General features: G+C 65.2%; 24 protein-coding genes. 9 read left to right on the top strand and 15 right to left on the bottom strand.

Annotation, left to right across the window (positions count from 1 at the left end):
- The 3 genes from hisF (at position 1) to coaA (ending at position 2,155) form a co-directional block, all read left to right on the top strand.
- Positions 1–777, top strand: coding sequence for an imidazole glycerol phosphate synthase subunit HisF (gene hisF / locus FXB40_RS37155; protein WP_148777247.1), 777 nt, complete (start codon positions 1–3; stop codon positions 775–777).
- A 76-nt stretch (positions 778–853) separates the two neighbouring features.
- Positions 854–1,171 (top strand): phosphoribosyl-ATP diphosphatase, encoded by a 318-nt coding sequence (locus FXB40_RS37150; protein ID WP_148777246.1) that lies wholly within the window; start codon positions 854–856, stop codon positions 1,169–1,171.
- Positions 1,172–1,198: 27 nt separating this feature from the next.
- Complete coding sequence (gene coaA, locus FXB40_RS37145; RefSeq protein WP_148777245.1) at positions 1,199–2,155, top strand: type I pantothenate kinase; 957 nt, start codon at positions 1,199–1,201, stop codon at positions 2,153–2,155.
- 126 nt (positions 2,156–2,281) lie between these two features.
- Here coaA and FXB40_RS37140 read toward each other — a convergent pair whose 3' ends face one another.
- The 3 genes from FXB40_RS37140 to FXB40_RS37130 form a co-directional block, all read right to left on the bottom strand.
- A complete protein-coding gene (locus FXB40_RS37140; RefSeq protein ID WP_187437410.1) occupies positions 2,282–4,507 on the bottom strand; it encodes an ATP-binding protein in 2,226 nt (741 codons plus the stop codon).
- Positions 4,508–4,705: 198 nt separating this feature from the next.
- On the bottom strand, positions 4,706–5,176 hold the full coding sequence (locus FXB40_RS37135) for a hypothetical protein (RefSeq protein WP_148777243.1): 471 nt from the start codon (positions 5,174–5,176) through the stop codon (positions 4,706–4,708).
- A 96-nt stretch (positions 5,177–5,272) separates the two neighbouring features.
- A complete protein-coding gene (locus FXB40_RS37130; RefSeq protein WP_148777242.1) occupies positions 5,273–6,811 on the bottom strand; it encodes a YifB family Mg chelatase-like AAA ATPase in 1,539 nt (512 codons plus the stop codon).
- A 228-nt stretch (positions 6,812–7,039) separates the two neighbouring features.
- Here FXB40_RS37130 and FXB40_RS37125 point away from each other — a divergent pair, with 228 nt between their 5' ends.
- Positions 7,040–7,285, top strand: a complete 246-nt coding sequence (locus FXB40_RS37125; RefSeq protein WP_027534981.1) for a PilZ domain-containing protein — start codon at positions 7,040–7,042, stop codon at positions 7,283–7,285.
- Positions 7,286–7,447: 162 nt separating this feature from the next.
- Positions 7,448–8,230 carry a tetratricopeptide repeat protein gene (locus FXB40_RS37120; RefSeq protein WP_148777241.1) on the top strand — a complete coding sequence of 261 codons (783 nt, stop codon included), beginning with the start codon at positions 7,448–7,450 and terminating at the stop codon, positions 8,228–8,230.
- 45 nt (positions 8,231–8,275) lie between these two features.
- On the opposite strand, the gene FXB40_RS37115 is transcribed toward FXB40_RS37120, so the two are convergent.
- The 7 genes from FXB40_RS37115 to rsmI all read right to left on the bottom strand — a co-directional run bounded on the left by FXB40_RS37115 (position 8,276) and on the right by rsmI (position 15,290).
- Positions 8,276–9,565: a CpaE/TadZ family protein gene (locus FXB40_RS37115; protein ID WP_148777240.1), complete on the bottom strand. Its 1,290-nt coding sequence runs from the start codon at positions 9,563–9,565 to the stop codon at positions 8,276–8,278.
- Positions 9,562–10,296 (bottom strand): CpaD family pilus assembly protein, encoded by a 735-nt coding sequence (locus FXB40_RS37110; protein ID WP_148777239.1) that lies wholly within the window; start codon positions 10,294–10,296, stop codon positions 9,562–9,564. Before FXB40_RS37110 ends, FXB40_RS37115 begins: the two co-directional genes overlap by 4 nt.
- A gap of 66 nt (positions 10,297–10,362) precedes the next feature.
- Positions 10,363–11,880, bottom strand: a complete 1,518-nt coding sequence (locus tag FXB40_RS37105; protein WP_148777306.1) for a type II and III secretion system protein family protein — start codon at positions 11,878–11,880, stop codon at positions 10,363–10,365.
- Positions 11,881–11,890: 10 nt separating this feature from the next.
- On the bottom strand, positions 11,891–12,712 hold the full coding sequence (cpaB, locus tag FXB40_RS37100; RefSeq protein WP_148777238.1) for a Flp pilus assembly protein CpaB: 822 nt from the start codon (positions 12,710–12,712) through the stop codon (positions 11,891–11,893).
- A gap of 284 nt (positions 12,713–12,996) precedes the next feature.
- A complete protein-coding gene (gene gshB, locus FXB40_RS37095) occupies positions 12,997–13,941 on the bottom strand; it encodes a glutathione synthase (RefSeq protein ID WP_148777237.1) in 945 nt (314 codons plus the stop codon).
- Between the two features lie 10 nt (positions 13,942–13,951).
- Positions 13,952–14,353 carry a YraN family protein gene (locus tag FXB40_RS37090; RefSeq protein WP_148777236.1) on the bottom strand — a complete coding sequence of 134 codons (402 nt, stop codon included), beginning with the start codon at positions 14,351–14,353 and terminating at the stop codon, positions 13,952–13,954.
- Positions 14,340–15,290 (bottom strand): 16S rRNA (cytidine(1402)-2'-O)-methyltransferase, encoded by a 951-nt coding sequence (gene rsmI / locus FXB40_RS37085; RefSeq protein ID WP_148777235.1) that lies wholly within the window; start codon positions 15,288–15,290, stop codon positions 14,340–14,342. The genes FXB40_RS37090 and rsmI overlap by 14 nt, the downstream gene beginning before the upstream one ends.
- Positions 15,291–15,629: 339 nt before the next feature.
- On the opposite strand from rsmI, the gene FXB40_RS37080 reads away from it, so the two are divergent.
- Entirely contained in the window at positions 15,630–16,865 is a 1,236-nt protein-coding gene (locus tag FXB40_RS37080; protein WP_148777234.1) for a penicillin-binding protein activator, read from the top strand.
- Positions 16,866–16,984: 119 nt separating this feature from the next.
- Here the strand turns inward: FXB40_RS37080 and hemW are convergent, their stop codons facing one another.
- Genes hemW through rph form a run of 3 tightly spaced genes read right to left on the bottom strand, consistent with a single transcriptional unit; the run spans position 16,985 to position 19,486 of the window.
- Positions 16,985–18,139: a radical SAM family heme chaperone HemW gene (hemW, locus tag FXB40_RS37075; protein WP_148777233.1), complete on the bottom strand. Its 1,155-nt coding sequence runs from the start codon at positions 18,137–18,139 to the stop codon at positions 16,985–16,987.
- Entirely contained in the window at positions 18,126–18,761 is a 636-nt protein-coding gene (gene rdgB / locus FXB40_RS37070) for an RdgB/HAM1 family non-canonical purine NTP pyrophosphatase (protein WP_148777232.1), read from the bottom strand. The genes hemW and rdgB overlap by 14 nt, the downstream gene beginning before the upstream one ends.
- A gap of 11 nt (positions 18,762–18,772) precedes the next feature.
- A complete protein-coding gene (gene rph / locus FXB40_RS37065) occupies positions 18,773–19,486 on the bottom strand; it encodes a ribonuclease PH (RefSeq protein ID WP_148777231.1) in 714 nt (237 codons plus the stop codon).
- 163 nt (positions 19,487–19,649) lie between these two features.
- On the opposite strand from rph, the gene hrcA reads away from it, so the two are divergent.
- Positions 19,650–20,738: a heat-inducible transcriptional repressor HrcA gene (hrcA, locus tag FXB40_RS37060; RefSeq protein ID WP_148777230.1), complete on the top strand. Its 1,089-nt coding sequence runs from the start codon at positions 19,650–19,652 to the stop codon at positions 20,736–20,738.
- A 98-nt stretch (positions 20,739–20,836) separates the two neighbouring features.
- Positions 20,837–21,442 carry a nucleotide exchange factor GrpE gene (grpE, locus tag FXB40_RS37055; RefSeq protein WP_148777229.1) on the top strand — a complete coding sequence of 202 codons (606 nt, stop codon included), beginning with the start codon at positions 20,837–20,839 and terminating at the stop codon, positions 21,440–21,442.
- Between the two features lie 142 nt (positions 21,443–21,584).
- Here the strand turns inward: grpE and pncA are convergent, their stop codons facing one another.
- Both pncA and FXB40_RS37045 read right to left on the bottom strand, forming a co-directional pair.
- Positions 21,585–22,307: a bifunctional nicotinamidase/pyrazinamidase gene (pncA, locus tag FXB40_RS37050; RefSeq protein ID WP_148777228.1), complete on the bottom strand. Its 723-nt coding sequence runs from the start codon at positions 22,305–22,307 to the stop codon at positions 21,585–21,587.
- Positions 22,308–22,440: 133 nt separating this feature from the next.
- Positions 22,441–23,379, bottom strand: a complete 939-nt coding sequence (locus FXB40_RS37045) for a hypothetical protein (protein ID WP_187437409.1) — start codon at positions 23,377–23,379, stop codon at positions 22,441–22,443.
- A 398-nt stretch (positions 23,380–23,777) separates the two neighbouring features.
- Between FXB40_RS37045 and dnaK the strand changes: the two genes are divergently transcribed.
- Complete coding sequence (dnaK, locus tag FXB40_RS37040) at positions 23,778–25,679, top strand: molecular chaperone DnaK (protein ID WP_148777226.1); 1,902 nt, start codon at positions 23,778–23,780, stop codon at positions 25,677–25,679.
- The last annotated feature ends 153 nt before the right edge of the window (positions 25,680–25,832 follow it).

Here is a 25,832-nt window from a genome sequence, read left to right as displayed (position 1 = left end):
ATGTTCAAGGTGCGCGTGATCCCCTGCCTCGACGTCAAGGACGGCCGCGTCGTCAAGGGCGTCAACTTCGTCGATCTGCGCGATGCCGGCGACCCCGTCGAAGCCGCGATCGCCTATGACGCCGCCGGTGCCGACGAGCTCACATTCCTCGACATCACCGCGACCCATGAGAACCGCGGCATCATGCTGGACGTGGTCCGGCGCACGGCGGAGGCCTGCTTCATGCCGGTCACCGTCGGCGGCGGTGTCCGTGAGGTCAACGACATCAAGACGCTGCTGCGCGCCGGCGCCGACAAGGTCTCGATCAACAGCGCCGCGGTGTCGCGGCGCGAGTTCGTCAAGGAAGCCGCCGAAAAGTTCGGCGGGCAGTGCGTCGTGGTCGCGATCGATGCCAAGCGGGTCAAGCGCGCCGGCGGCGGCGAGCGCTGGGAGATATTTACCCATGGCGGCCGCAACTCGACCGGCATCGACGCGATCGAATATGCCCAGGAAGTGGTCTCGCTCGGGGCTGGTGAAATTTTGCTCACCTCGATGGATCGCGACGGTACCAGGCAGGGCTTTGACATCCCGCTGACCCGGGCGATCGCCGACAGCGTTCCCGTTCCCGTGATCGCCTCGGGCGGTGTCGGCAATCTCGACCACCTCGTCGATGGCATTCGCGACGGGCATGCTACCGCCGTGCTGGCCGCCTCGATCTTCCACTTCGGGGAATTCACCATCCGTGAAGCCAAGGAGCACATGGCCCGGCGCGGGTTGCCCATGCGCATGGATGCCTGACGACTTCCGTTCATAAAAATGCTACACACGCCGGCGGGGATTGGCCTCTGGCCGGGTGCGTTTCTGAGTAATTCCGATGTCGCGTTTCACGATCCACGATCTGGCCGCAACCATCGACGCCCGCGCGGCGTCCGGTGGTGAGGCCTCCTATACCCGCAAGCTCCTGGACAAGGGCGCTGAACATTGCGCCAAGAAGTTCGGTGAGGAGGCAGTCGAAACCGTAATCGCAGCAGTCGAAAACGATCGCGCGCATCTGATCGCCGAGGGCGCTGACCTGCTCTATCACTTCCTTGTGCTGCTCAAGGTGCGCGGCGTAAAGCTGGAAGAAGTCGAAGCCGCGCTGGACAAGCGGACATCGACGTCAGGGTTGGAAGAGAAGGCTTCGCGTAAGTAAGTAGGTCGCAACGGAGAAGGCGGCGTCATGGATATCCGCGCACCCGAGCAGCAGTATAATCCGTACCGCATTTATACGCGCCAGGAATGGGCGCATTTGCGTGACGATACGCCGATGACGCTCGAGCCGGGTGAGTTCGACCGGCTGCGCTCGCTGCACGATCGGTTGGACTTGCAGGAGGTCGAGGACATCTATCTTCCGCTGTCACGCCTGCTCTCGATCTATGTCGATGCGATGCAGCGCCTGTATTATGCGGAGCGCCAGTTCCTCAACATCCGCGACCGCAAGATGCCCTACATCATCGGCGTCGCAGGCTCCGTCGCGGTCGGAAAGTCCACCACGGCGCGCGTACTCCAGGCGCTGCTGGCGCGCTGGTCGCCGCGTCCGAAGGTCGAGCTGATCACCACGGACGGCTTTCTCTATCCCAACGCCGTGCTCGACCGGCAGGGCATCATGCAGAAGAAGGGCTTTCCCGAGAGCTACGACCTGCCGCTGCTCCTGAGTTTCCTGTCCGACATCAAGTCCGGACGCCGCAACGTGCGTGCGCCGGTCTATTCGCATCTGACCTACGACATCGTACCGCACCAGTGGGCCGAGATCGACCAGCCCGATATCCTGATCGTCGAGGGCGTCAACGTGCTGCAGACCGGCAAGCTGCCGCGCGACGGCAAGGCGGTGCCCGTGGTCTCCGACTTCTTCGACTTCTCGGTCTATATCGACGCCGACGAAGCGGCGCTGCGACGCTGGTACATCAAGCGCTTCCTGGCGCTGCGCGACACCGCGTTCACCAATCCAAAGTCCTATTTCAACCGCTATGCGCTGTTGTCCGACGAGGAGGCCACCGCCACCGCCACTGCGATCTGGGAGCGCACCAACCTCGCCAATCTCGAGGACAATATTTTGCCGACCCGCCCGCGTGCGACGCTGATCCTGAAGAAGGGCGCGGATCACGTGGTGGAGAGCGTGGCGCTCAGGCGGCTGTAGTCCGCGGTCTCGTAGGGTGGGCAAAGGCGCGCTCTTCGCGCGCCGTGCCCACCATCCATCGGCATCCTCGAATGTAATTGGTGGGCACGCTACGCTTTGCCCACCCTACGGCGGCGTCGCTTGCTGCTACACCACCAGCTGCCGCGCCGCGGCCAGCCCGGCCAGGGCCTCGTCCAGTTTTTCGCGATCGAGCGGCTTGATCAAAAACCCGTTCATGCCCGCCTCGAAGCAGGCGTAGCGATCTTCCACCAGCGTGTTCGCGGTCAGCGCGAGGATCGGCGTGTGGTGGCGACCGGTGGCGGCCTCATGCGCGCGGATGCGTTTTGTTGCTTCGATGCCGTCGAGCTGCGGCATCTGGATGTCCATCAAAACGAGATCATAGGGCGTGCCGGCAGAGCTCGCCGCAAGCCAGGACTCCAGTGCGGCCTCGCCATGGACCGCGATGACGACGCGATGACCGAGTTTTGTGAGCAGCGACCGCATCAGGAGCGCGTTGATCTCGTTGTCCTCGGCGACGAGGATCGAAAGACCTTTCGCGGGCGTTCCGATCGCGGCGGGCTCGACGGGCTCCGGCGCGAGATCGGGCGAGGCGACTTCCGGCGCCAGCGAGAGGCGCGCGGCGAGTGAGGCTGCGCGCAACGGCTTCACTAGGAACCCGGTGAAGGCCGGCGAAAGCTTGTCATGACGTGAGCTCGGCGTCAGCAGCACGAGCCGTTGCGTTGCGTGAGCGCGGGCGGCCTCGCCCATGCGGTCGGTGACCAACAGACCGTGTGCGCGGTCGATCAGCACCGCATGCCACGAGCGCTCCGGCAGCAGCGCTTCGGCAACGGCCGCGTCTGCGATCAGGCAGGTCTGGGCACCCCAGCGTTCCAGCCGCCGCGCGATCAGCGACGCTTCGATGCCATCGGCCACCAGCAGGATCGACTTGCCGGCGAGATCCGGACTTGGAAATGCGGTATGTCCGGCGTCGCCTTGCGAGGGCGCGAGCGGGATCGCGACCTCGAAGGTCGAGCCGTTGCCGGGCGCGCTCTCCAGGGTGATGCGGCCGCCCATGCGCTTGACGATGCGCTCGCTGATGGCGAGGCCAAGCCCGGTGCCGCCATAGGTGCGGGCGACGCGGTCGTCGGCCTGCTCGAACTCGCGGAAGATGCGCTGCTGCGCGTCCGGCGCGATGCCAATGCCGGTATCGCGGACCAGAAAACTGATTTCGTTCGGCCAGATCCCGGGTTCGACGATCAGCGCCACGCCGCCGCTTGCGGTGAATTTGATGGCGTTGCCGGCGAGGTTGAGCAGCACCTGGCGCAGCCGTGCGGCATCGCCAACGACTTCGAGCGGAAGGCGCTCGTCCACGTAAGCCGCAATCTCGAGGTTTTTCGCCTGCGCGCGCGGTGCCAGCAGCTCGGTGACCTCCTCGATCAAGGTCGAGAGCGCAAAGGGACGCTGGTCGAGATCGAGCTTGCCGGCTTCGATCTTGGAATAATCGAGCAGCTCCTCGATCAGCGCCATCAGCGCCTCGCCGGAGGTTTTCACCGCTCTTGCGTAGGTCGTCTGCTCCGGCGTCAGCGTGGTGTCGAGCAAGAGGCCGCCCATGCCGATGATGCCGTTGAGGGGATTACGAATCTCGTGCGAGGCCATCGCGAGGAAGCGCGATTTGGCGCGGTTGGCCGCGTCGGCCTGGTCGCGGGCATCCGAGAGCGCGCGTTCGGTCTCGGTGCGGTCGGTGACGTCGCGTCCGACGCTTTGTAGTTCAGCGGGCTGGCCGGCATCGTGTCTTACAAAACCCTCGCGCCAGGCGATCCAGCGCGCGCCGACAGGTGTTGCGATCTTCTGGTCGTGGATGCGGGTGCCGTTGCTCTCTCGCGCGCTATCGCCCTGCTCCAGCACATCGAAATCAAAGCGCGTGCCGACCAGTGCGCTGCGCGCCTGCGCGGCCAGCGCGCAATAGGCGTCGTTGGCAAAGGTGATGCGGCCCTGATGGTCGCGCAACACGATGAGATCGCCCTGCGATTCGAACAGGCTGCGGGCGCGCTCTTCGGCTTCCTTCAGCTCCCAATTGCGATCGATCAGCGCCTCGTTGTGGGCGGCGAGCTTCCTCATCCGCTTGTTGACGAAACGCAGCCGCATGCTGAGCGTCGCCAGGCCAAGGCAGGCCAGCGCAAACAGGAAGCTCGCGCCGATCGCAAAGGTGTTGGGATCGTAACCGGAATTTGGCGCCCGGCTACCGGTGACGAAGCCATAGGCGCCGCCGAACGTCGCCGAGAAGATCATGAAAGAGCGGATCGCGAAGGCAATTCGGGGGTGCTGCCGCCTGAAGCGGCGCATGCGCACCTTGATCCGGAACGTCCGACCCATTGCCACCGACCCTTGACCGAATCCTGCCACCGCCATTTGCGACGATGTCTCGCCGACCTTGCGAACAGCTTGAGGCTTTGGGACGGCCTCCAAACAGGGTTGACGAGGTGTTAACGTCTCAGAGCATGATCCGGAAAAATGTGTAGCGGTTTTCCGGAAAGATCATGCTCAAACAACAACCTGAAGCGCGATCGCGCTTCAGAGCGAGGCGGCCTGGAGGGGAAGCGGATGGCCACCGCGGGCGCCGACGATCAGGGCAGCCGCTTCCTTCTGCGAGAACGTCTTCGAGCGGACATAGATGCGGTAATCAGCCGGGCCTTCGGTGGAGAGATAGATTACCGGACCGCCGTCGACGGGCTGCGAGGCAATCGTAATGAGGCGGGTCGACGGATTGCCCTGGCAGGCGCCCGGCTCGTCGCTTGCACCATCGTCGACGACCGCGAAGTCGGCAGCGTCGGCATCGTCGGTGATTTGAACCCGCACCGTGGCCCGCTCCGGATCTTCGGTGAAGGCGACATGCACGCCGGCCGTCCAGAACAGGGACGTGAGCTCGACCGAGGTCTCGCCGAGGGCGATGCAGGGCTGCGAGACCGACCCGATCTCATTGCGGGCGAACACCGCAGCCGCCAACAGGGGAACCACCGAGGCCAGGATCTTGAAACGCAACATGACACTCTACTCGCCAGGCCCGGACTGGAACTTGTGGGCCTATGGTTTGCAGAGCGTAAAGGAAACTCGTTACCGCCGGGTTGATGCGCTGGATGATCAGGCCATCTGGCGCACATCCTCTGCGAGTGCGCGGTAGGACAGCGCCTCGGCGAGATGCAGCCGGCCGATCTTCTCAGTGCGGTCGAGGTCGGCGAGCGTGCGCGCCACCCGCAGCACGCGGTGATAGCCGCGCGCCGACAGCCGCATGGTTTCGGCGGCCTCGCGCAGCAGCTTTTGCCCCTGCGCGTCGGGCTTGGCGATGTCTTCCAGAACCGAGGCCGGCGCCTCGGCATTGGTGCGGATCCGCGGCAGGCCGGCATCCGCATAGCGCGCGAGCTGGATGTCGCGTGCTGCGGCGACGCGTGCAGCGACTTCGGCTGAGCCTTCGGCCGGCGGCGGCAGGATCAGATCGGCTGCGGTGACGGCCAGCACTTCGATGCGCAGATCAATGCGGTCCATCAGCGGTCCGGAGATGCGCGCCTGGTAATCGCCGGTGCAGCGATCGATGCGTCCGCGCTTGCAGGCATAGCCGGGCTCGAACGCATTGCCGCAGCGGCAGGGATTCATCGCTGCGATCAGCATGAAGCGCGCGGGGTAAGTCACGCGGTGGTTGGCGCGGGAGACCGAGACCTCGCCGTTCTCCAGCGGCTGGCGCAGCGAATCCAGCACGCGCGGATCGAACTCGGGCAGCTCGTCGAGGAACAGCACGCCCTGATGCGCCAGCGAGATCTCGCCGGGCTTTGCGCGCGCGCCGCCGCCGGTGAGTGCGGCCATGCTGGCGGAATGATGTGGTGAGCGGAACGGCCGCTGCGATGTCAGCGCGCCACCCTCGATCTCGCCGGCGACGGAGGCGATCATCGAGACCTCGAGCAATTCGCTCGGCGACAGCGGCGGCAGGATCGAGGGCAGGCGCGCCGCCAGCATCGATTTGCCGGTGCCGGGTGCGCCGATCATCAGGAGGTGATGCCCACCCGCGGCTGCGATCTCCAGCGCGCGCTTGGCGCTCTCCTGGCCCTTGATGTCGCGCAGGTCGAGCGGCGAGGTGGCTGCCTCGTGCACCTTCGGCACGGGCCGCGACAGCACCTGTGTGCCCTTGAAATGGTTGGCGATCTGAATCAGCGAATGCGCGGCGACGATCTGGATATCCGGGCTCGCCCACGCCGCTTCCGAGCCGCAGGCCGCCGGACAGATCAGGCCTTCCTCGCGCACATTGGCGCCGATCGCGGCGGGCAGAACGCCGGCCACCGGCGCAATCGAGCCGTCGAGGCCGAGCTCGCCGAGCACGGTAAAGCCGGTCAGCGCATCCGGCGGGATCGCGCCGATCGCCGCCATCAGCCCGAGCGCGATCGGCAGGTCGTAATGGCTGCCTTCCTTGGGCAGGTCGGCCGGTGCGAGATTGACGATGATCCGCCGCGCCGGCAGCGCCAGTCCCGAGGCGATCAGCGCCGAGCGGACCCGCTCGCGCGCCTCCGACACCGCCTTGTCGGGAAGGCCGACGATGGCGAAGGCCGGCAGGCCCGGCGCGACCTGCACCTGCACGTCGACCGCGCGGGCCTCGATCCCCTCAAAGGCGACTGTCGAAACCCGCTGAACCATGCTGCTTCCCTCGCACAATCGAGGGTAGCAGGGCGGGATCGATCTGACAAGAACAATACGGGAACGAAAGTGAGGGCGCCGCGAAACCTAACAACCGGTAAACGGGACGAAGACACTAAGCTTCGACTACGCCTCGAATGCGACCGGCTACGCTCAGCACATTCCAACGAATGTCCGCTACTCCTAAGGCTGCGGGATGGGCCGTGGTCTAACGGGTGAACAATTCAAATGCTTGCAAATCGCCGCAGAAGCGAACGTCGGGTGTGCACGCGGCTCGCCAAGATTCATTTCGGCGCGGGCTCGCTGCCGCGGGACTGCACGATCACGGATATCTCGGACGGTGGCGTGAAGGTCGTGGCGGAATTCCTGGAAGTGCCGCCGCAATTCACCATCATCTTCGCGCCCGATTATTCCCGCCAATGCCGCCTGCGCTGGCGCATCGGCTGCGAATTCGGTGCGGAATTCACCGACTAGAGCATGATCCGGACCCGAAGGGCCGCGTTAGCGCAAAGTGTGTAGCGGTTTTCCGGAAAGATCATGCTCAAACGATAAGTCCTGATCGACGCGTTTCCTTAACGGGAATTTAGCGTTAATCGGCAAAGCATCTCTGATCAGTCCGCCGGCGGTGATCAGAGTATGTCCAAGCGTTCGTCCCTTGCCTCTCCCCCGGCGAGATTCCTGCTTCCCGCGCTTCTGGTGCTCGCCCTCGGTGGCTGCCAGACCACGAGCCTGGAGGATGTGACCGGCGCGCTCGGCGTCGGTGGCAAGTCGGAGCCTGCCGCGACCGCAGACGCCAAGCCCGACATGGACGGCTTGCGCGAGCGCTATCGCGCCAAGCCCAGCGATCCCGCCATCGCGCTCGACTACGGCATGGCGCTGCGCGAGACCGGCCAGCGCGCCCAGGCGGTCGCGGTGATGGAGCAGGCCGTGCTCGCCCATCCCAGCAACAAGGCGCTGCTCGCCGGCTATGGCCGTGCGCTCGCCGACAATGGCAATTTCCAGCAGGCTTTTGACGTGCTCGGCCGTGCGCATACGCCCGAGGATCCGGACTGGCGCATCCTGTCGGCGCAGGGTGCCGCGCTCGATCAGCTCGGCCGCAACGAGGAAGCGCAGCAATATTATGCGTCGGCGCTGAAGATCGTGCCGGACGAGCCGCAGGTTTTGTCCAATCTCGGCCTGTCCTACATGCTCCAGAACAATCTGCCGCGGGCCGAGGACACCATGCGCCGCGCCTATCAGCGTAACCCCGCCAATTCCCGCGTGCGGGCCAATCTCGCGCTGGTGCTGGGACTGGAAGGCAAGCAGGCCGAGGCCGAGACCATCGTGAAGGCCGATCTGCCCCCGGATCAGGCGGCGGCAAAGGTCACGGCGCTGCGCGAGTTGCTGTCGAAGAAGCAGCAGCAGCGGGCGGAGAAGTAGTCCGCCGCCGCTGGGAGTCCTGCTCGCTCGAAAACGCTATAGCGTTTACGACGCCTTGCGATGCGGAGCGGATGCGCGTCCGGTCTTGCCCTTCAGCTTCTTCAAGAGCGGCCCGAGCAGCGAACGCTTCGGCTTCTTCACCTCGCCACGTCCGGCCAGGCGGTTGGCCATGTGCTGGAACAGCTCGGTGGTGCGGTGGCTCTTGGAGACCTCCGCGATCATCTGGCCGTTATTGGCGGCGGTCGAGAACAGCTTCGAATCGAACGGGATCACCGCCAGCGGCAGGCTCTCCATCGTCTTGGCGAACGATTTGACGTCGATCTCGGCGCGCTTGTGCATGCCGACCTGGTTGATGCAGTAGAGCGGCGGTCGGTCGTTCGGCCGCGCCGCCTTGAGCACGGTCAGCATGTTCTTGGTGTTGCGCAGGTTGGCGAGATCCGGCTCGGCCACGATGACGATGTCGTCGGCGTTGACCAGCGCGCGCTTGGTCCAGGCCGACCATTGATGCGGCACGTCGAGCACGATGCAGGGCGTGGTCATGCGCAGCGTGTCGAAGATCGCATCGAACGCTTCGGCGCCGAAATCATAGACGCGATCAAGGGTGGCCGGTGCAGCGAGCAGACTGAGCCGCTCGGTGCATTTGGAAAGCAGGCGCTCCATCAGCGCGGTGTCCGGCCGGTCCTGCGACAGCACCGCGTTGGCGATGCCCTGCGCCGGATCCTGGTTGTAGTCGAGGCCGGCGGTGCCGAAGGCGAGGTCGAGATCGATCACGACGGAGTCGAGCGCGAGGTCGCGCGCGATGGTCCAGGCGACGTTGTGCGCGACGGTGGAGGCGCCGACGCCACCCTTGGCACCGACCACCGCGATGACGCGGCCGGTGATGATGGCTTCCGAGGCCGAGAACAGGCTGCAGATCGAGCGCACGACGTCGAGGGTTTCGACCGGCCCGACCACGTAGTCGTTGACGCCGCGACGCACCAGCTCGCGATAGGGCGCGGTGTCGTTGGGATTGCCGATCACGACCACGCGGGTGCCAGGGTCGCAGACGCCGGCGAGGTCGTCGAGGCCCTCGAGGATGTCGCGCGTGCCGTCGGATTCGATCACGATGACATTCGGCGTCGGCATCGTGTCATAGACTTCGATCGCCGCGGCAAGGCCGCCGCTCTTGGCGGTCAGATGCGCCTTGGCGAGACGGCGGTCCTGGCCGGCCGCGGTTATCGCGGCGAGCGTCTGCTCGGTCTCGCAAAACGCCTGCACCGAGATCCGGGGAACCGGTGCAATGTGTTCCTCGGGGTGCTGCGGATCGTCCGCCTCGTCGTCGTGGAAGTCCGTCATTTGCCTGTATCGCTCAGTTTGGCCTTGTCAGCCTCGGGATAACCGGTCGCGGTTGAAGTGCCCTTGCGGTAGCGGTCGAAGGCGATGTCGCGCCGTGCAGTATAGGCCGGCGTCTCCGCGCGCGGTTGCTCGAGGTCCGCGGGATTGTCGATCATCGCGGCAAGATTGCGCTGCGTGGCGCAGCCGAGATTGAAGTAGGGCCGGTTCTCGTTGTAGCCGGGATCGAGGATCGAGGGTCCCATGTCTTCGGGCCACAGCCCGCAGGGGCCGGCGACCGCCGCGATCTTGGAGTAGCTCAGCCGGATGGTCGGCAGCAGTCCGGGATCTTCGGGCCGATAGGGATGCTGGACGATGGCGCGCGACGGCACGCCGCCGCTGCCGAGCACGGCGCGGATCTCGTGATAGGTCGCAGCCGCCGCGCGCGAATTCGTGGTGTCGATGGGTACGTCGACGGTGACGGAGCCGGTGCCTTCGCGCACCCAGTCCTGGGCGATGCCCATCACGTCGGCGTGCTGCGCGGCCGAAAGGCCGCCGCGCGCCTTGCCGACGAAGATCACGATCGAGCGCTTGCCTTCCTGCACCGCGATCGGGTGACGCATGCGGTAGTCGGTCGGCACCGTCTGGGTGGTGACGACCTCGCCCGTGGTGTTGCAGGCTCCCAGCATGACGGAGAGCCCCGTCAGCGCGAGCGCGATGCGCAAATTGCGACGTCGATCATTTGTCTTCGTCATCGCTTCATCCCCTCTTGCCCCAAGTCTTGTCCCAAGTCTCTTGCCCCGGTCCCCAAACCGTTGGTGTCAGTCGATGATGAAGCCGAAATCACCGCGATTGCCGTCGTTCGGATCGACGCGGCGCGCGATGCCGTAGAGGCGGTTCATGCGGCCGAGCAGCGCCGACTGCGCATCGGAGGACGGCGCGAAGCCGTCATCGGGCCGCGACAATTCCTTCTGGGCGACCGCGCGCACCACATAGGGAGTCACGATCACCATGAGCTCGGTCTCGTTGTTGACGAAGTCCTGGCTGCGGAACAGCGCGCCGAGGATCGGCACCTGGTCGACGCCGGGCAGGCCGTTGACGGCCTGCTTGGTCTGCTGCTGGATCAGGCCGGCCATCGCCATTGAGCCGCCCGAGGGAATTTCCAGCGTCGTCTCGGCGCGACGGGTCTGGACCGAGGGGATGGTGATCGAGTTGGTCGAGCTCGAGGACAGCGCCTGCGACACCGTGATGGCGTTCTGGTTCGACAGCTCGGAGACCTCGGTCATCACGCGCAGGCTGATCCGGCCCTCGCTGAGCACGACCGGCGTGAAGTTCAGGGATATGCCGAACTTCTTGTAGGAGATCTGGGTGGTACAGACATGCGTGGTCGGATCGCAGGAATAGCCTGCGGGGATCGGGAATTCGCCTCCTGCAATGAAAGTCGCGGATTCACCCGAGATCGCCGTCAGGCTCGGCTCGGCCAGGGTGCGCATGACGCCGGCGCTCTCCATCGCGCGCATCGTGGCGCTGACCGTAGCGACGCCTTTGGCGAGGCCGGCAACGCCGAGCCCGTTACCGCTGACCAGCGGTCCGCCGCTGGCCGAGAACGGGTTGGAATTGTTGAAATTCACCACCGCGGTGCCGGCATTCAGGCTGGCGCTGAGATCGACGCCCAATTGCTTGACGATGTCGCGGCGGACTTCGCCGACGACGACCTTCAGCATCACCTGGTCGCGGCCGCGCACGACGATGTTGTTGACGACCTTCTCGGCGCCGCCGACGAGCTTGGCGGCGACGTCGCCGGCCTGCTGGGCCTCGACCGGGCTCGACACCGAGCCGGTCAGCATCACGCTGTCGCCGACGCCCTCGATCTGCACGCCCGGCAGCGATGTGCGCAGCGCCGTGCGCATGCCGTTGAGGTCGCGCTTGACCGCGATGTCGTAGGAAGCAACCTGCTGGCCGTCGGCGGAGAAGAACACCACGTTGGTCTGGCCGACCTGACCGCCGATGATATAGGCGCGCTGCGCCGAGCGGATCACTGCATTGGCGATCTTGGGATCGGCCACCAGCACGTCCTTGACCTCGCGCGGCAGGTCGATGACGACCGACTTGCCGATGCCGAGCGACAGTGAACGCGTCCGCGCGGACGCGATGGTCGCAACCGGCGACACGCCGAGATCCGGCGCCTGCATCGGCGCCTGGTCTCCGACCGGCGCATCCGCAGCACGGACGAGATCGGGGGCTGCGAGCAGCCCCAGTATCAGCATTGCCCCCGCCCAGAACGAGCCAGCGCGCTTCCCCCGAATGCGCAGGCCCATCCGATTGTCCCCGTAGTTCATCATGTCCCCATCACTTCTGTGACGTCAGTTGTCTCGCCTGCACGCCGTAGCGGATCACGTTCACGCCGCTCGAGCGCTGCTTGAATGCCTGGTCCTCGGGCCCGTCGGCGGCGCTGGCATCGGCGATGCTGCGCAGTGCGAGTGTCAGCGTGCCGCCCTGGCGCGAGACCGAGAGCGTCGTGATCTGGTCGGGCCGGAGCTCGAGCGTGACGGTCTTGCCGACCACGGCGTTCTGGCCCTCCTTCTCCTTCGGCGCCTGGTCGATGGCGAGCACGCGGATATTGGTCAGGATGACCTCTGACAGGATCAGGTCATTGCCGCTGGTCGAGCCGTTATTGTTGGGGCCGTCGGGATTCTTCAGGCGTCGCGTCAGGACGATGTCGACGCGGTCGTTCGGCAGGATGAAGCCGCCGGCCGCGGTCTCGGCGGAAATCTCGGTGGACACGGCCCGCATGCCGGACGGCAGGATCGCGGCCATGAAGCCGGAGCCGTCGGCCCTCACCAGCTTCTGCTCGCGGATCGGCTCGCCCTGCATCAAGGGCACGCGTGCGATCGAGCCGGCGATCTGGGTCTGCGCGTCGGGCCTGCTGTCGCGGCGGATGAAGGCGCTGCTTGCAGTCGATTGCGGCCAGGTCTGCCATTGCAGATCCTCGGCCTTCACGGCCTGGCCGAGTTGAATGTCGGATTTGGCAACGAGCACCTCGACCGTCGGCAGCTTCTCGGCCAACGGGAGCGGGGCTGCGGGCTTGTTGTCGTAGCCGCTCGCCAGATACGCAGCGACGCCGCCGGCGCCCAGTGCGATGACGAGAACGACAATGCGTGCGGTGTTCATACGCTTCTACTCTTACGCGGGGCACTCGAACCGCACGTGGCGGGTTCCCCTGCATCGATGAGTAGGGAGTAAAAGTATAAGGGGTGTTGCGAGACCGAGTGTGATGGTCAGTGATGCTGCTGGTTTTGGGCAGATGGTGAATGCCGCGTTAGCCGCTCGGCCGGTGGCCCCGTAGATTCACGCAAGCGCGCTCATACGCTCGCATGAGGCGCGGGGACGTCATGGTGAATAGGTGGTTAGTGATGGGCTCGCAGTGTTGCTATCGATGTCCGTAGCGCCGCCGCCTACTTCGCTCGCTTCTGCTCGATCGCGTCCCAGATCTTGGCCGCGACGTCCGGGCCGCCGAGCCGCGCGATGGCGCGGATGCCGGTGGGCGAGGTCACGTTGATCTCGGTGAGGTTGCCGTTGATGACGTCGATGCCGACGAACAGCAGGCCGCGCTCGCGCAGCGCCGGGCCGACGGTGGCGCAGATCTCGCGCTCGCGCGGGGTCAGCTCGGTCTCCTTTGCCGCGCCGCCGCGCACCATGTTGGAGCGGAGGTCGTCGGCGGCCGGCACGCGGTTCACCGCGCCTGCGAACTCGCCATTGACCAGGATGATGCGCTTGTCGCCGAGCTTCACCTCGGGGATGAACTGCTGGATCACCCAGGCTTCCTTGAAGGTGACCGAGAACATGTCGAACAGCGAGCCGAAATTCATGTCCTGCGGCATCACGCGGAATACCGCGGCGCCGCCATGGCCGTGCAGCGGCTTCATCACGACGGCACCGTACTTGTCGCGAAACGCGTTGATCTCGTCGAGGTCGCGCGAGATCAGGGTCGGCGGCATCAGCTGCGGAAAGTTCATCACGAACAGCTTTTCGGGCGCGTTGCGGACCGAGGCAGGGTCATTGACCACAAGCGTCTTCGAGTGAATGCGCTCGAGCAAATGTGTCGAGGTGATGTAGGCGAGGTCGAACGGCGGATCCTGGCGCAGTAACACCACGTCGAAGCCGTTGAGCGCCTCGCGCCTGGGCTCGCCGAGGGTGAAGTGATCGCCGGGCTCGTCGCGCACGGTCAGGAGCTGCACTGGCGCAACGATCTCCTCGCCGACCATCGAGAGCTTGTCGGGCGTGTAATAGGACAGGCCGTGGCCGCGCTTCTGCGCCTCCAGAAGCAGCGCAAAGGTGGAATCGCCCTTGATGTTGATACGGGCGATGGGGTCCATCTGGACGGCGACGTTCAGTTTCATGGTCTGCCTTTCAGGTCGAGGCGTCGAATGCCGCCAACACATGGCGCGGAAGCGAGCGCGGCGCAATCAGCATGGCGTCGAATCGCAATTCGAATTCCGCATGCTCGGGATGCGTGGCAAGCCAGCCCTGCGCGGCGTCGATGATGCGCTGCTGCTGGCGCGGCGTCACCGCATAGGCGGCCTCATCGAGGCTGGCACGCGCCTTGACCTCGACGAAGGCGATCAGATTGCGGCGGCGCGCGACGAGGTCGATCTCGCCATGCGGGGTGCGGTAGCGCTTGGCGAGGATGCGATAACCCTTCGCCATCAGGAAAGCTGCGGCGCGGCTCTCGGCCGAGATGCCGGTGCGGAACGCGGCGACGCGCTCGGGCGAGGCCACTTTCGGTTCCGCTGCGTCCTTAGTCTTCGCCATCGCCGCCCCGCAAATCTTTTGCGAGCTCGAGCGCGCGGGCGTAGACCTCACGGCGCGGCCGCCCGGAGAGCGCGACCGCGTGCGCGACGGCGTCCTTGACGCTATGCGTGGCGAGCTGCTCGCGCAGCAAATCGTCCAGCGCATCCAATGTCAGCACGTCGGCATCCGCGGCAGGCGGAGCGATCACCAGCACGAATTCGCCGCGTGTCTCCAGCGTGTCTGCCTCGCGCGCCAGCTCGTCGAGCTTCGCGCGCGAGATCTCCTCGTGCAGTTTTGTCAGCTCACGGCAGATCGCGGCCTCGCGCGTGCCCATGATCTCGGCGAGTTCGGCGAGTGTGTCCTGCACCCGGTTGCCGGATTCGAACATCACCAGCGTCGCGTCGATGCGGGCGAGTTCAGTGAGGCGCGACCGCCGCGCGGCGGATTTCGCGGGCAGAAAGCCCTCGAAGAAGAAACGGTCGGTCGGCAGCGCCGCGACCGACAGTGCCGCCAGCACCGACGACGGGCCGGGCAGCGCATAAACCGCATGACCGGCGGCGCAGACCTCGCGCACCAGCTTGTAACCGGGATCGGAGATCAATGGCGTGCCGGCATCCGACACCAGCGCGACCGAGCCGCCTGCGGCCAGCGCCTCCAGGATCTTTGGGCGGGCGGCCTCGGCATTGTGCTCGTGATATTGCTTGAGCTGCGCCGAGATGTCGTAACGCTCGGTCAGGCGCCGCGTGATGCGGGTGTCCTCGCAGGCGATGACGTCGACCCCGGCCAGAATCTGCAGCGCGCGCAGGGTGATGTCGCCGAGATTGCCGATCGGGGTGGCGACCAGATAGAGGCCCGCCGCCGGCTTCGGCGCCGCGAGCCGATGGGCGTCGATTGAGAAACCGCGCGGGGCTGCGTCTGTGCCTTCAGGCGTATTTATCGGGGCCGGCTTTGCGCGCATAATGAACCGAACTTAGGCATGATCCCCGGGGCTGGGAACCGGTCCTTCGAAAAAGATCGTGCCAGATGAGGGGCGAGGAAGGACTGGAATGTGATGCATCCGGCATCACATTCCCAAGGGAATGAAGCGTCAGCGCCATATTCGCGGCGGAAACCCCGCCTTGATGCTGGATAACGGACGGCGAACAGCCAGCCAGGAAACGAGGGCAGCCGCGTTAAGCGGCCATTATCCTTTTGTTTTGGTTAACTATTTGCCGACAATATGCCTGAATCCGCGGCTTCTGTCGCGGCAAGATTTGCTGTGATCGGCCGGCTGCGGCTGGTCAGAAGAGAAGCTGCCATGGTGGGCCCGCGTGATCCGAAGTCTCCCGTTCAGGGGCCCCGTTTCTCGGGCGCGACCCGGCGGAGTGCGCTTGGCCTGCTGTTGGGCACGCCTTTGCTGTCGGCCTGCGCCGGCGTGCAGCAGAGCCTCAGCCAGTTTTCCAATCCGTTCTCCAGCTCATCTCCGCCGCCGGCCCAGCCGGCCGGTCCACCGCAGCAGGCGACGACTGCCGGCACCGGCGGCGTGAAGGTTGCCGTGATCCTGCCGCTCTCGGCCGCCGGCAACGCCGGGCTCGCCGCGCAATCCATGCGCAATGCCGCCGAGATGGCGCTGGCCGAGTTCCAGAACCCGAACATCCAGCTCCTGATCAAGGACGACAATGGCAGCCCGCAGGGTGCGCAAGCCGGCGCGCAGCAGGCGGTCGACGAAGGCGCCGAGATCATTCTGGGGCCGCTGTTCGCGCAGTCGGTCCCGGCCGTGGCCCAGGTCGCGCGCACGCGCGGCATCTCGGTGATGGCGTTCTCGACCGATTCGAGCATCGCCGGCCGCGGCGTGTATCTCTTGAGCTTCCTGCCGGAGTCCGACGTCAATCGCATCATCGAATATTCCGCCAGCATCGGAAAGCGCTCCGTCGCCGTGCTGGTGCCCGACAATGCCTACGGCAATGTGGTCGAAGCCGCGGTGAAGGCCGCGGTGCCCAGGCGCGGCGGACGCATCGTCGCGTTCGAGAAATACGGTGCCGATCGCGCCACGCCGGCGCGCACGGTGGCGCAGCAGCTTGGCAGCGCGGATGCGCTGTTCGTTGCCGATGACGGCGATGCCGTCGTTGCCGTGGCAGATGCGATGACCGCGGCGGGCGCGAATTTGCGCAACATCCAGCTGCTCGGTACTGGTCTCTGGGACAGCCCGCGCGTCTATGCCAGCCCGGCTCTGCAAGGCGGCCTCTACGCAGCACCTGATCCGGCCGGCTTCCGCGCGTTCTCCGGCCGTTACCGCACCAAATACGGCGCCGAGCCGATCCGCACCGCAACGCTCGCCTATGACGCGGTCGCGCTTGTGGCAGCGCTCGCGCGCACGCAGGGCACCACGCGCTTCTCGTCCGATGTGCTCACCAATCCCTCCGGCTTCGCCGGCATCGACGGCTTGTTCCGCTTCCGCGCTGATGGAACCAATGAACGTGGGCTCGCGGTGATGAAGGTGACGACGGGCGGCGGTGTCGCAGTGGCGGGCTCGCCGAAGAGTTTTGGGGCGTAGTTCGGAACGACGGTGCGGTAGGGTGGGCAAAGCGAAGCGTGCCCACCAATTCCACGCCATCTTGTTGAGAGATCGTGGGCACGGCGCAAGTGCGCCTTTGCCCATCCTACGAGATCTCGTTACGCCGCCAAATCCGCGACCACCGCATCCAGCACCGGGAATCCGCTGCTCGTGACGCGCAAACGGCCCGTTGCATCCACTGTGATCGCGCCTTCCTCACGCAAGAGCGCGATGCGTTTGGGGTCGAGCGGGCGGCCGGAGAGCGCGGTGTAGCGATCGGGGTCGATACCTTCGGCCAGGCGCAATCCCATCAGCAAAAATTCGTCGGCGCGTTCTTCGCTGTTGAGGAGATCGTCGGTGACAACGCCGTGGCCGCTGCTTTCGACGCGCATCAGCCAGGCTTCGGGACGCTTCTCGGTGGCAGTGGCATGGCGGATGCCGTCGATATCGAGGCGGCCATGCGCGCCGGGACCGATGCCCGCGTATTCCTCGCCGCGCCAGTACACGAGATTGTGCCGGCACTCGGCACCGCGCCGCGCGTGATTGGAAATCTCGTAAGCGGGCAAACCGAGCTTGTCGCAGGTTTCCTGCGTCACGTCGTAAAGCGCGCGCGCGACCGCTTCGTCCGGCGTCTTCAGCTTGCCGGCCTGGTGCAGGCCGAAGAATGGCGTGCCTTCTTCGATCGTCAGCTGATAGAGCGACAGATGCTCGGCGGCTTCATCGATGGCGAGACGCAGCTCATCGGCCCACATCGCCGGCGTCTGGTCTGGGCGGGCGTAGATCAGATCGAACGAGTAACGGTCGAACGAGCGACGCGCGATCGCAACGGCATCGAGCGCTTCGCGCGCGCTGTGCATGCGGCCCAGCGCCTTCAGCGAGGCGTCGTCGAGCGCCTGCACGCCGAGCGAGACGCGGTTGACGCCGGCTGCGCGATAGCCGGCGAAGCGCGTGGCTTCGACACTGGTGGGATTTGCCTCCAGCGTCACTTCGACGTCGTTGACAACTTTCCAATGCTTGCCGATGGCGTCGAGCACGGCGCCAACGGTTGCCGGCTGCATCAGTGACGGCGTGCCGCCGCCGAGGAAGATCGAGGTGACCTCGCGGCCGGGCGAGCGCTGCGCGGTCGTTTCGATCTCGCGGGCGAAGGCGGATGCAAAGCGCGTCTCGTCGATCGCGGCGTGGCGGACATGGCTGTTGAAGTCGCAATAGGGGCACTTCGACAGGCAGAACGGCCAGTGCACGTAGACGCCAAAGGCTTCCTTAGCGCGGCTCAAGGCAGATCTCCGCCAGTTTCACGAAGGCGCGGGCACGATGCGACAGGCCGAGGCCGAGCGGCGGCAGGCCGTGCTTCTCGATGCTGGTCATCTCGCCGAAGGTGCGGTCGTAGCCATCAGGCAGGAACATCGGATCGTAGCCGAAGCCGGCAGTGCCGCGCGGCGGCCACACCAGCGTGCCGTCGACGCGCGCCTCGACCTCTTCGAGATGGCCGTCAGGCCAGGCGACGCAGAGCGCCGAGACGAAGTGCGCCTTGCGCTTGTCGGGCGTGATGGCGCCACGTTCCTGCAACAGGCGCTCGATCTGTGCCATCGCCGCGGCGAAATCTTTTGACGGTCCGGCCCAGCGTGCGGAGAAAATACCGGGCGCGCCGTCGAGCGCGTCGACCACGATGCCGGAATCATCGGCGAAAGCGGGAAGCTTGGTCGCCTGCGCCGCCGCGACCGCCTTGATCGCGGCGTTGCTGCGGAAGTCGTTGCCGGTCTCTTCGGGCTCGGGCAGGCTGAGCTCACCGGCCGACACCACCTCGATGCCGTGAGGCGCGAGAAGTTCCTTCATCTCGGCAAGCTTGCCGGGATTGTGGGTCGCGATGACGAGCTTTCCGGTGATTCGGCGGTGCATGGGCCTATTGACTACGCGACGGCGAGTTTCTGCAAGTCCACCAGACGCGCGATACCTTTTTGCGCCAGGGCGATCAGCGCGAGGAACTCGTCCTGCGTGAACGGCTCGCGTTCCGCGGTGCCCTGCACCTCAATGATGCGGCCATCGCCGGTCATGACGAAATTGGCGTCGGTCTCGGCTTCCGAATCCTCGGCATAGTCGAGATCCAGCACCGGCTTGCCCTGATAAATGCCGCAGGAGATCGCGGCGACGTTGTCGCGCATCACGTTGGCCTTGATCATGTTGCGCGTCTTCATCCAGTTGATGCAGTCGGCGAGCGCGACCCAGGCACCGGTGATCGAGGCGGTGCGGGTGCCGCCGTCGGCCTGGAGCACGTCGCAATCGACCGTGATCTGGCGCTCACCGAGCGCTTCGAGATCGACGATGGTGCGCAACGAACGCCCGATCAGGCGCTGAATCTCGACGGTGCGGCCGCTCTGCTTGCCGGCGGCAGCTTCGCGGCGGGTGCGTTCGGAGGTCGCGCGCGGCAGCATACCGTATTCGGCGGTGACCCAGCCGCGGCCCTGGCCCTTCAGCCACGGCGGCAGGCGGTCTTCCAGCGTGGCGGTGACCAGCACATGGGTGTCGCCGAATTTCACGAGGCAGGAGCCCTCCGCATATTTGACCACGCCACGCTCAAGCGTCACGGGGCGCAATTCGTCGGGCGCACGGCGGCTGGGCCGCATGGGAAATCCTCCAAAACTCGCAGGGTAAGGGCTATTCGCGGTGCTTGTAGGGGGGCTGAGGGTGAGCAGCAAGGCTTTTCAGTCCCCAGAGAACCGCAAAACCCCGCTTGTCATGGGCCGTCCGGATGGACAAGTTATGTGCAGCCGAGAGGAGTGACCGTCTGTGGCCCATCACGATCCGATCCATCTGATCGCGCCGCGCGCAGGCCTCGCCCAGCTCAACGAGCGTTCCCGCGACATCTTTCGTCAAATTGTCGAAAGCTATCTCGCGACCGGCGAGCCGGTCGGCTCGCGCAACATCTCACGTCTGATCGCGATGCCGCTGTCGCCGGCCTCGGTCCGCAACGTCATGGCCGATCTGGAACAGCTCGGCCTGATCTATGCTCCGCACACCTCCGCCGGAAGGCTGCCGACGGAACTCGGCCTGCGCTTCTTTGTCGATGCCTTGATGCAGGTTGGCGACCTCACTGACGCTGAACGGCAGTCGATCCAAAGCCAGCTGACTTCGGTCGGCCACGCCCAATCGGTCGAGGCGGCGCTGTCGGAAGCGTTGACGCGGCTGTCCGGCCTCACTCGCGCCGCCGCGGTGGTGCTGACGCCAAAATCCAATTCGCGCCTGAAACATATCGAATTCGTCCGGCTGGAACCCGAGAAGGCGCTCGTGATCCTGGTCGGCGAGGACGGTCAGGTCGAAAACCGTGTGTTGACCCTTCCGCCCGGAGTTCCGTCCTCGGCGCTGACGGAGGCCGGCAATTTCCTCAATGCGCGGATTCGCGGTCGGACACTGGCCGAGGCCCGGCTCGAGCTGGAAACCGCACTGGGCGAAGCCCGTGCCGAGCTTGACCAGCTCACCCAGAAGGTAATCGCAGCCGGCATCGCCAGTTGGTCCGGCGGCGAGAATGAAAATCGTCAGCTGATCGTCCGAGGCCACGCCAATCTGCTGGAGGATTTGCACGCGCTAGAGGACCTCGAGCGGGTCCGGCTGCTGTTTGATGACCTTGAAACCAAGCGCGGCGTGGTCGATCTGCTCGGCCGCGCCGAGACCGCCGAGGGTGTGAGAATCTTCATCGGTTCGGAGAACAAGCTGTTTTCCCTGTCCGGCTCCTCCACCATCATCTCACCCTACCGGGACGCCGCCGGCCATATCGTCGGCGTTTTGGGCGTGATCGGGCCGACGCGGCTGAATTATGCCCGTGTGATCCCGACCGTGGACTACGCCGCCCGCATCGTCAGCCGCCTCTTGGGGGGCTGACCGGCATTTGAGCCGATCACGGGCGCTTGATTTTCGGCGCCCGAAGCACGATATCCGGGCCAGCAAAATCCCGTAAGGCCAGTTCGAAAAGAGAGCCGATGACCGATCGAGACCGGCAACCCGAAGACACGACCGCTGCGACCGGCGAGCCCGTTGTGTCGAAACCCTACATCATGCCCGACGATCCCGAGCCGGGTTCGGTGGAATTGCTGCAGAAGGAAGTCGCCGAGGCGCGTGACCGCATGCTGCGGACGCTGGCCGAGATGGAAAATCTGCGCAAGCGCACCGCCAAGGAGGTCGCCGACGCCAAGCTCTACGGCGTCACCGGCTTTGCCCGCGACGTGCTCGACATCGCCGACAATCTCCAGCGTGCGCTCGATGCCATTCCGGCCGAGACCCGCGCTGCGGCCGATCCCGGCATGACCGCTTTGATCGAGGGCGTCGAGCTCACTGAGCGCTCGCTGCTCAACGCGCTGGAAAAGCACGGCGTGAAGAAGTTCGACCCGCAGGGCCAGAAGTTCGATCCGAACTTCCAGCAGGCGATGTACGAGGTTCCGGATGCGTCGGTGCCCGCAGGCACCGTCGTGCAGGTCATGCAGGCCGGCTACACCATCGGCGACCGCGTGTTGCGCCCGGCGCTGGTCGGCGTCGCCAAGGGTGGCGCGAAGCCCGCTCCGGCCGCGAACAGCAACGAAGCGAATTAAGCTCTCACCCTCATGGTGAGGAGGCGCGAAGCGCCGTCTCGAACCATGAAGGCCCGGCTCTAGCATCCGGGCCTTTCATCCTTCGAGACGCGCGCTTAGAAGCGCGCTCCTCAGGATGAGGGGCGCGCAGTTTTCGCGGCGCTTACGCGCTGACCGCGATATCCGCAGACTGAATCCGCTTCACGCCGGCCTTGGCCATGTCAGCCCAGGCCTTCGCCAGCGAGCCCTGATTGTCGATGCCGCGGCAGGCGTCTTCCACGACATAGACCTCAAAGCCCGCCTTGCGCGCATCGAGCGCGGTCCAGGCGACGCAGAAATCGGTTGCGAGACCCGCAACGAACACGCGCTTGATCTTGCGGCCCTTCAGATAGCCGGCAAGTCCGGTCGAGGTCTTGCCGTCGGCTTCGAGGAACGCCGAATAGCTGTCGACGTCCTTGTGAAAACCCTTGCGGATGATGAGCTCGGCCTGCGGGATCGAAAGATCCTTCGACAGCGAGGCGCCGTCGGTGCCCTGCACGCAATGGTCGGGCCACAGCACCTGCTTGCCGTAGGGCAGGTCGATGGTTTCGAACGGCTTCTTGCCGGAGTGCACTGACGCGAACGAGACGTGGCCGGGCGTGTGCCAGTCCTGCGTCATCACCACGTTCGAGAACGCTTTCGCCATCTTGTTGATGACGGGCACGACCTGCTCGCCTTCCTTCACCGCGAGGCTGCCGCCCGGCAGGAAGCAGTTTTGCACGTCGATCACGAGCAGCGCGGAGGTGTCATCCGGCTTGATCGTGGCTGCTGCGAAAAGTGCGGTGGGAGCAAGGCTCGCGAGCGCCGTGGTCCCCAGCGCCGCCAAGATTTGTCGTCGATCCAGCATCGTCCGCCTCCCCTCAAAGGTTGATCCAATGGAGGGAAGCCTAATTCCGTTCGTGTACGAACAAAAGCCCGAAAATGCAGCCAGCGCTGGTGAGCGCCTGGGCTGTCAGCCCCAGGATTTTAGCGCCAGAAATCTAGCCCTTCGGCTGGATACCGTCGCGCACGGCGCGGAAGCGGGTGAAGGCATCCGGCCACTGATCGCGCGGAGCGCTGGCGATGATGCGCAACGAGGTGCCGCCGCCGAAGCGGATCCACTGGACCACCGTCACCGGCGTCTTGTCCTTGCCGCTGACGCCGTCGATCCGGGTCTCAAAGCCAGGCTGGCCGTTGATGCGGATCGGCTCGGACATGGTGACGCGGGACTCGCGCACGCCGGGGATCTGGAGCGCGGCTTCCTGGGCGAAGCGGGCGCGGTCGTCGGCCTGCTGCGGGGTCGAGCCGATCAGGCCGAGGATCATGAACGGCTTCGATTCATAGCCTGAACTCTCGTTGCCGTCGGCCAGGATGAGGCTCGAGCCCGGCACCAGCGTACGGATGTCCTTGAAGCCGGCGAGATCGGCGATCTTGAACGGCATCAGCCCGAGCTGCTCGTCGGCCGACACCTCCTTGCGGGTGGTGGCGGTCGCAAACATCTGCCGCACCGCCTCGTCGGTATAGATCTTCGACGCGTTCTCGGGGATTTGCACCGCGACATAGCCGGAGAAGCCGGTGCCCGGCACGATCATCGAATAGCGCTTCACCAGGGTCGTGCCGGCTTTGCCGCTCTCGGTGGTGAAATAGGCAAGGCCCGCTGGTGTTTCGATCTTGTCCGGCTTGACGCCGTTGGTGCCGGCCGGATTGGCGTTGAAGGCGCCCACGACCTCGCCATAGGCTGCCGGCGGCAGCTCGGTGATCAGCACCTTGACGCTGCCGTCCTCACTCTCGAAGCCCGGAAAGGTTTTTGCCGTGCTCAGCCCGACCAGCGGCACCATGCCGAGGCGCAAGCCGGGCGGGTAGACGGCGTCGGCGGCGAGCGCCGGAAATGCCGTGGCAACGAGGAGGGCGAGCGCGGCGAGGGGGCGGGTCAGCTTCATGGGCACTCTGATTGGTTCACATTGAGGCCGTTCGATGGTCGGCCACCGGGCCGCTTTGTCGCGCGAAGCAGCCCCATGACGAGGCTGTCCGGCAGGTCGGCCTTTTAGCGGGTTTGGCCCGCCGGCAACAGGGCCGGGCTGATCAGCGCGGCGGGGGCTGGCAGATCACCGAACCTGTTAATATTTCCTCACCCGCAAGGGCGGTGATGCCCGGATATGATCTTCCAAAACCCAATGTTTTCACGGCCGAAACTTGCGTTCGGTCCTTGCGGGCCCCTCCCCCCCTCCTATATGAGCGTCAACCATCGCAATATCGCGAATGTTTGATCTTAGGGGGTTTCGGTTCGGGTGCCTTCTGGGCCCAGCCAACCTGCCGCAAAAACAAGGATATCAGGACCATGGGAAAGGTCATTGGGATCGACCTCGGCACCACGAATTCGTGCGTCGCCGTAATGGATGGCAAGAACGCCAAAGTTATCGAGAATTCCGAAGGCATGCGCACGACGCCTTCGATCGTCGCCGTGACGGACGACGGTGAGCGCCTCGTCGGCCAGCCTGCCAAGCGCCAGGCCGTGACCAATCCAGAGCGTACGTTCTTCGCAGTGAAGCGCCTCATTGGCCGCCGCTACGACGACCCGATGGTCGAGAAGGACAAGAAGCTCGTTCCGTACAAGATCGTGAAGGCTTCCAACGGCGACGCCTGGGTCGAGGCCGACGGCCAGACCTACTCGCCCTCGCAGGTCTCGGCGTTCATCTTGCAGAAGATGAAGGAGACCGCGGAAGCCCATCTCGGCCAGAAGGTCGACCAGGCGGTCATCACCGTTCCCGCCTACTTCAACGACGCCCAGCGCCAGGCCACCAAGGACGCCGGCAAGATCGCGGGTCTTGAAGTGCTGCGCATCATCAACGAGCCGACCGCGGCTGCGCTGGCCTATGGTCTGGACAAGACCAAGACAGGTACGATCGCCGTGTACGATCTCGGCGGCGGCACGTTCGATATTTCCATTCTCGAAATCGGCGACGGCGTGTTCGAGGTGAAGTCGACCAACGGCGACACCTTCCTCGGCGGCGAAGACTTTGACATGCGCCTGGTCGGCTACCTCGCCGACGAGTTCCAGAAGGAGCAGGGCATCAACCTGCGCAACGACAAGCTCGCGTTGCAGCGCCTGAAGGAAGCCGCTGAAAAGGCAAAGATCGAGCTGTCGTCGACGACGCAGACCGAGATCAACCTGCCCTTCATCACCGCGGACCAGACCGGCCCGAAGCATCTGACGATGAAGCTCACCCGCGCCAAGTTCGAAGCGCTGGTCGACGACCTCGTCCAGAAGACCGTCGAGCCCTGCCGCAAGGCGATCAAGGACGCCGGCCTCACTGCCGGTGAGATCGGTGAAGTCGTTCTGGTCGGCGGCATGTCGCGCATGCCGAAGGTCCAGGAAGTCGTGAAGCAGCTGTTCGGCAAGGAGCCGCACAAGGGCGTCAACCCGGACGAGGTCGTGGCGATCGGTGCCGCGATCCAGGCCGGCGTGCTCCAGGGCGACGTCAAGGACGTGCTGCTGCTCGACGTGACCCCGCTGTCGCTGGGCATCGAGACGCTGGGTGGCGTGTTCACCCGCATCATCGACCGCAACACCACGATCCCGACCAAGAAGAGCCAGGTGTTCTCGACCGCTGAGGACAACCAGAACGCGGTCACCATCCGCGTCTTCCAGGGCGAGCGTGAAATGGCGGCCGACAACAAGATGCTCGGCCAGTTCGACCTGATGGGTATTCCGCCGGCTCCGCGCGGCATGCCGCAGATCGAGGTGACCTTCGACATCGACGCCAACGGTATCGTCAACGTCTCGGCCAAGGACAAGGCGACCGCGAAGGAACAGCAGATCCGCATTCAGGCCTCCGGCGGCCTGTCGGAAGCCGACATCGACAAGATGGTCAAGGACGCCGAGGCCAATGCCGCGGCCGACAAGCAGCGCCGCGAGGCGGTCGACGCCAAGAACCACGCCGACGCGCTGGTGCACTCCACCGAGAAGGCACTGGCCGAGCACGGTTCGAAGGTCGGCGAGACCGAGCGCCGCGCCATCGAGGATGCCGTCAGCGACCTCAAGGAAGCGCTGAAGGGCGACGATGCCGAGGCGATCAAGACCAAGACCAACACGCTGGCCCAGGCTTCGATGAAGCTCGGTGAGGCCATGTACACGCAGCAGGCCGAGGCCGACGCCAAGAGGGATGCGGCCAAGGACGACGTCGTCGACGCGGAATTCACCGAGGTCGACGACGACAAGAACAACAAGAAGTCTGCATAAGCCCGAGAGGGTATGATGCGGACGGCTTGGACCCCACACGCTGCACTGGCCTCCCCTCTCAAGGGGAAGGCCGTCGTGTCGGGCTCGGCGGGCCAGGACTCCTTTGAGCAAGACTCTTTTGAAGTCGGTCCCGTTACGATCGATCAATTCCCA

Origin of the sequence: Bradyrhizobium rifense, from assembly GCF_008123425.1 — a bacterium.
GTDB lineage: Bacteria > Pseudomonadota > Alphaproteobacteria > Rhizobiales > Xanthobacteraceae > Bradyrhizobium > Bradyrhizobium rifense.
The sequence above is the reverse complement of the archived record's forward strand: the minus strand, read 5'-3'. Positions and strand labels throughout refer to the sequence as shown.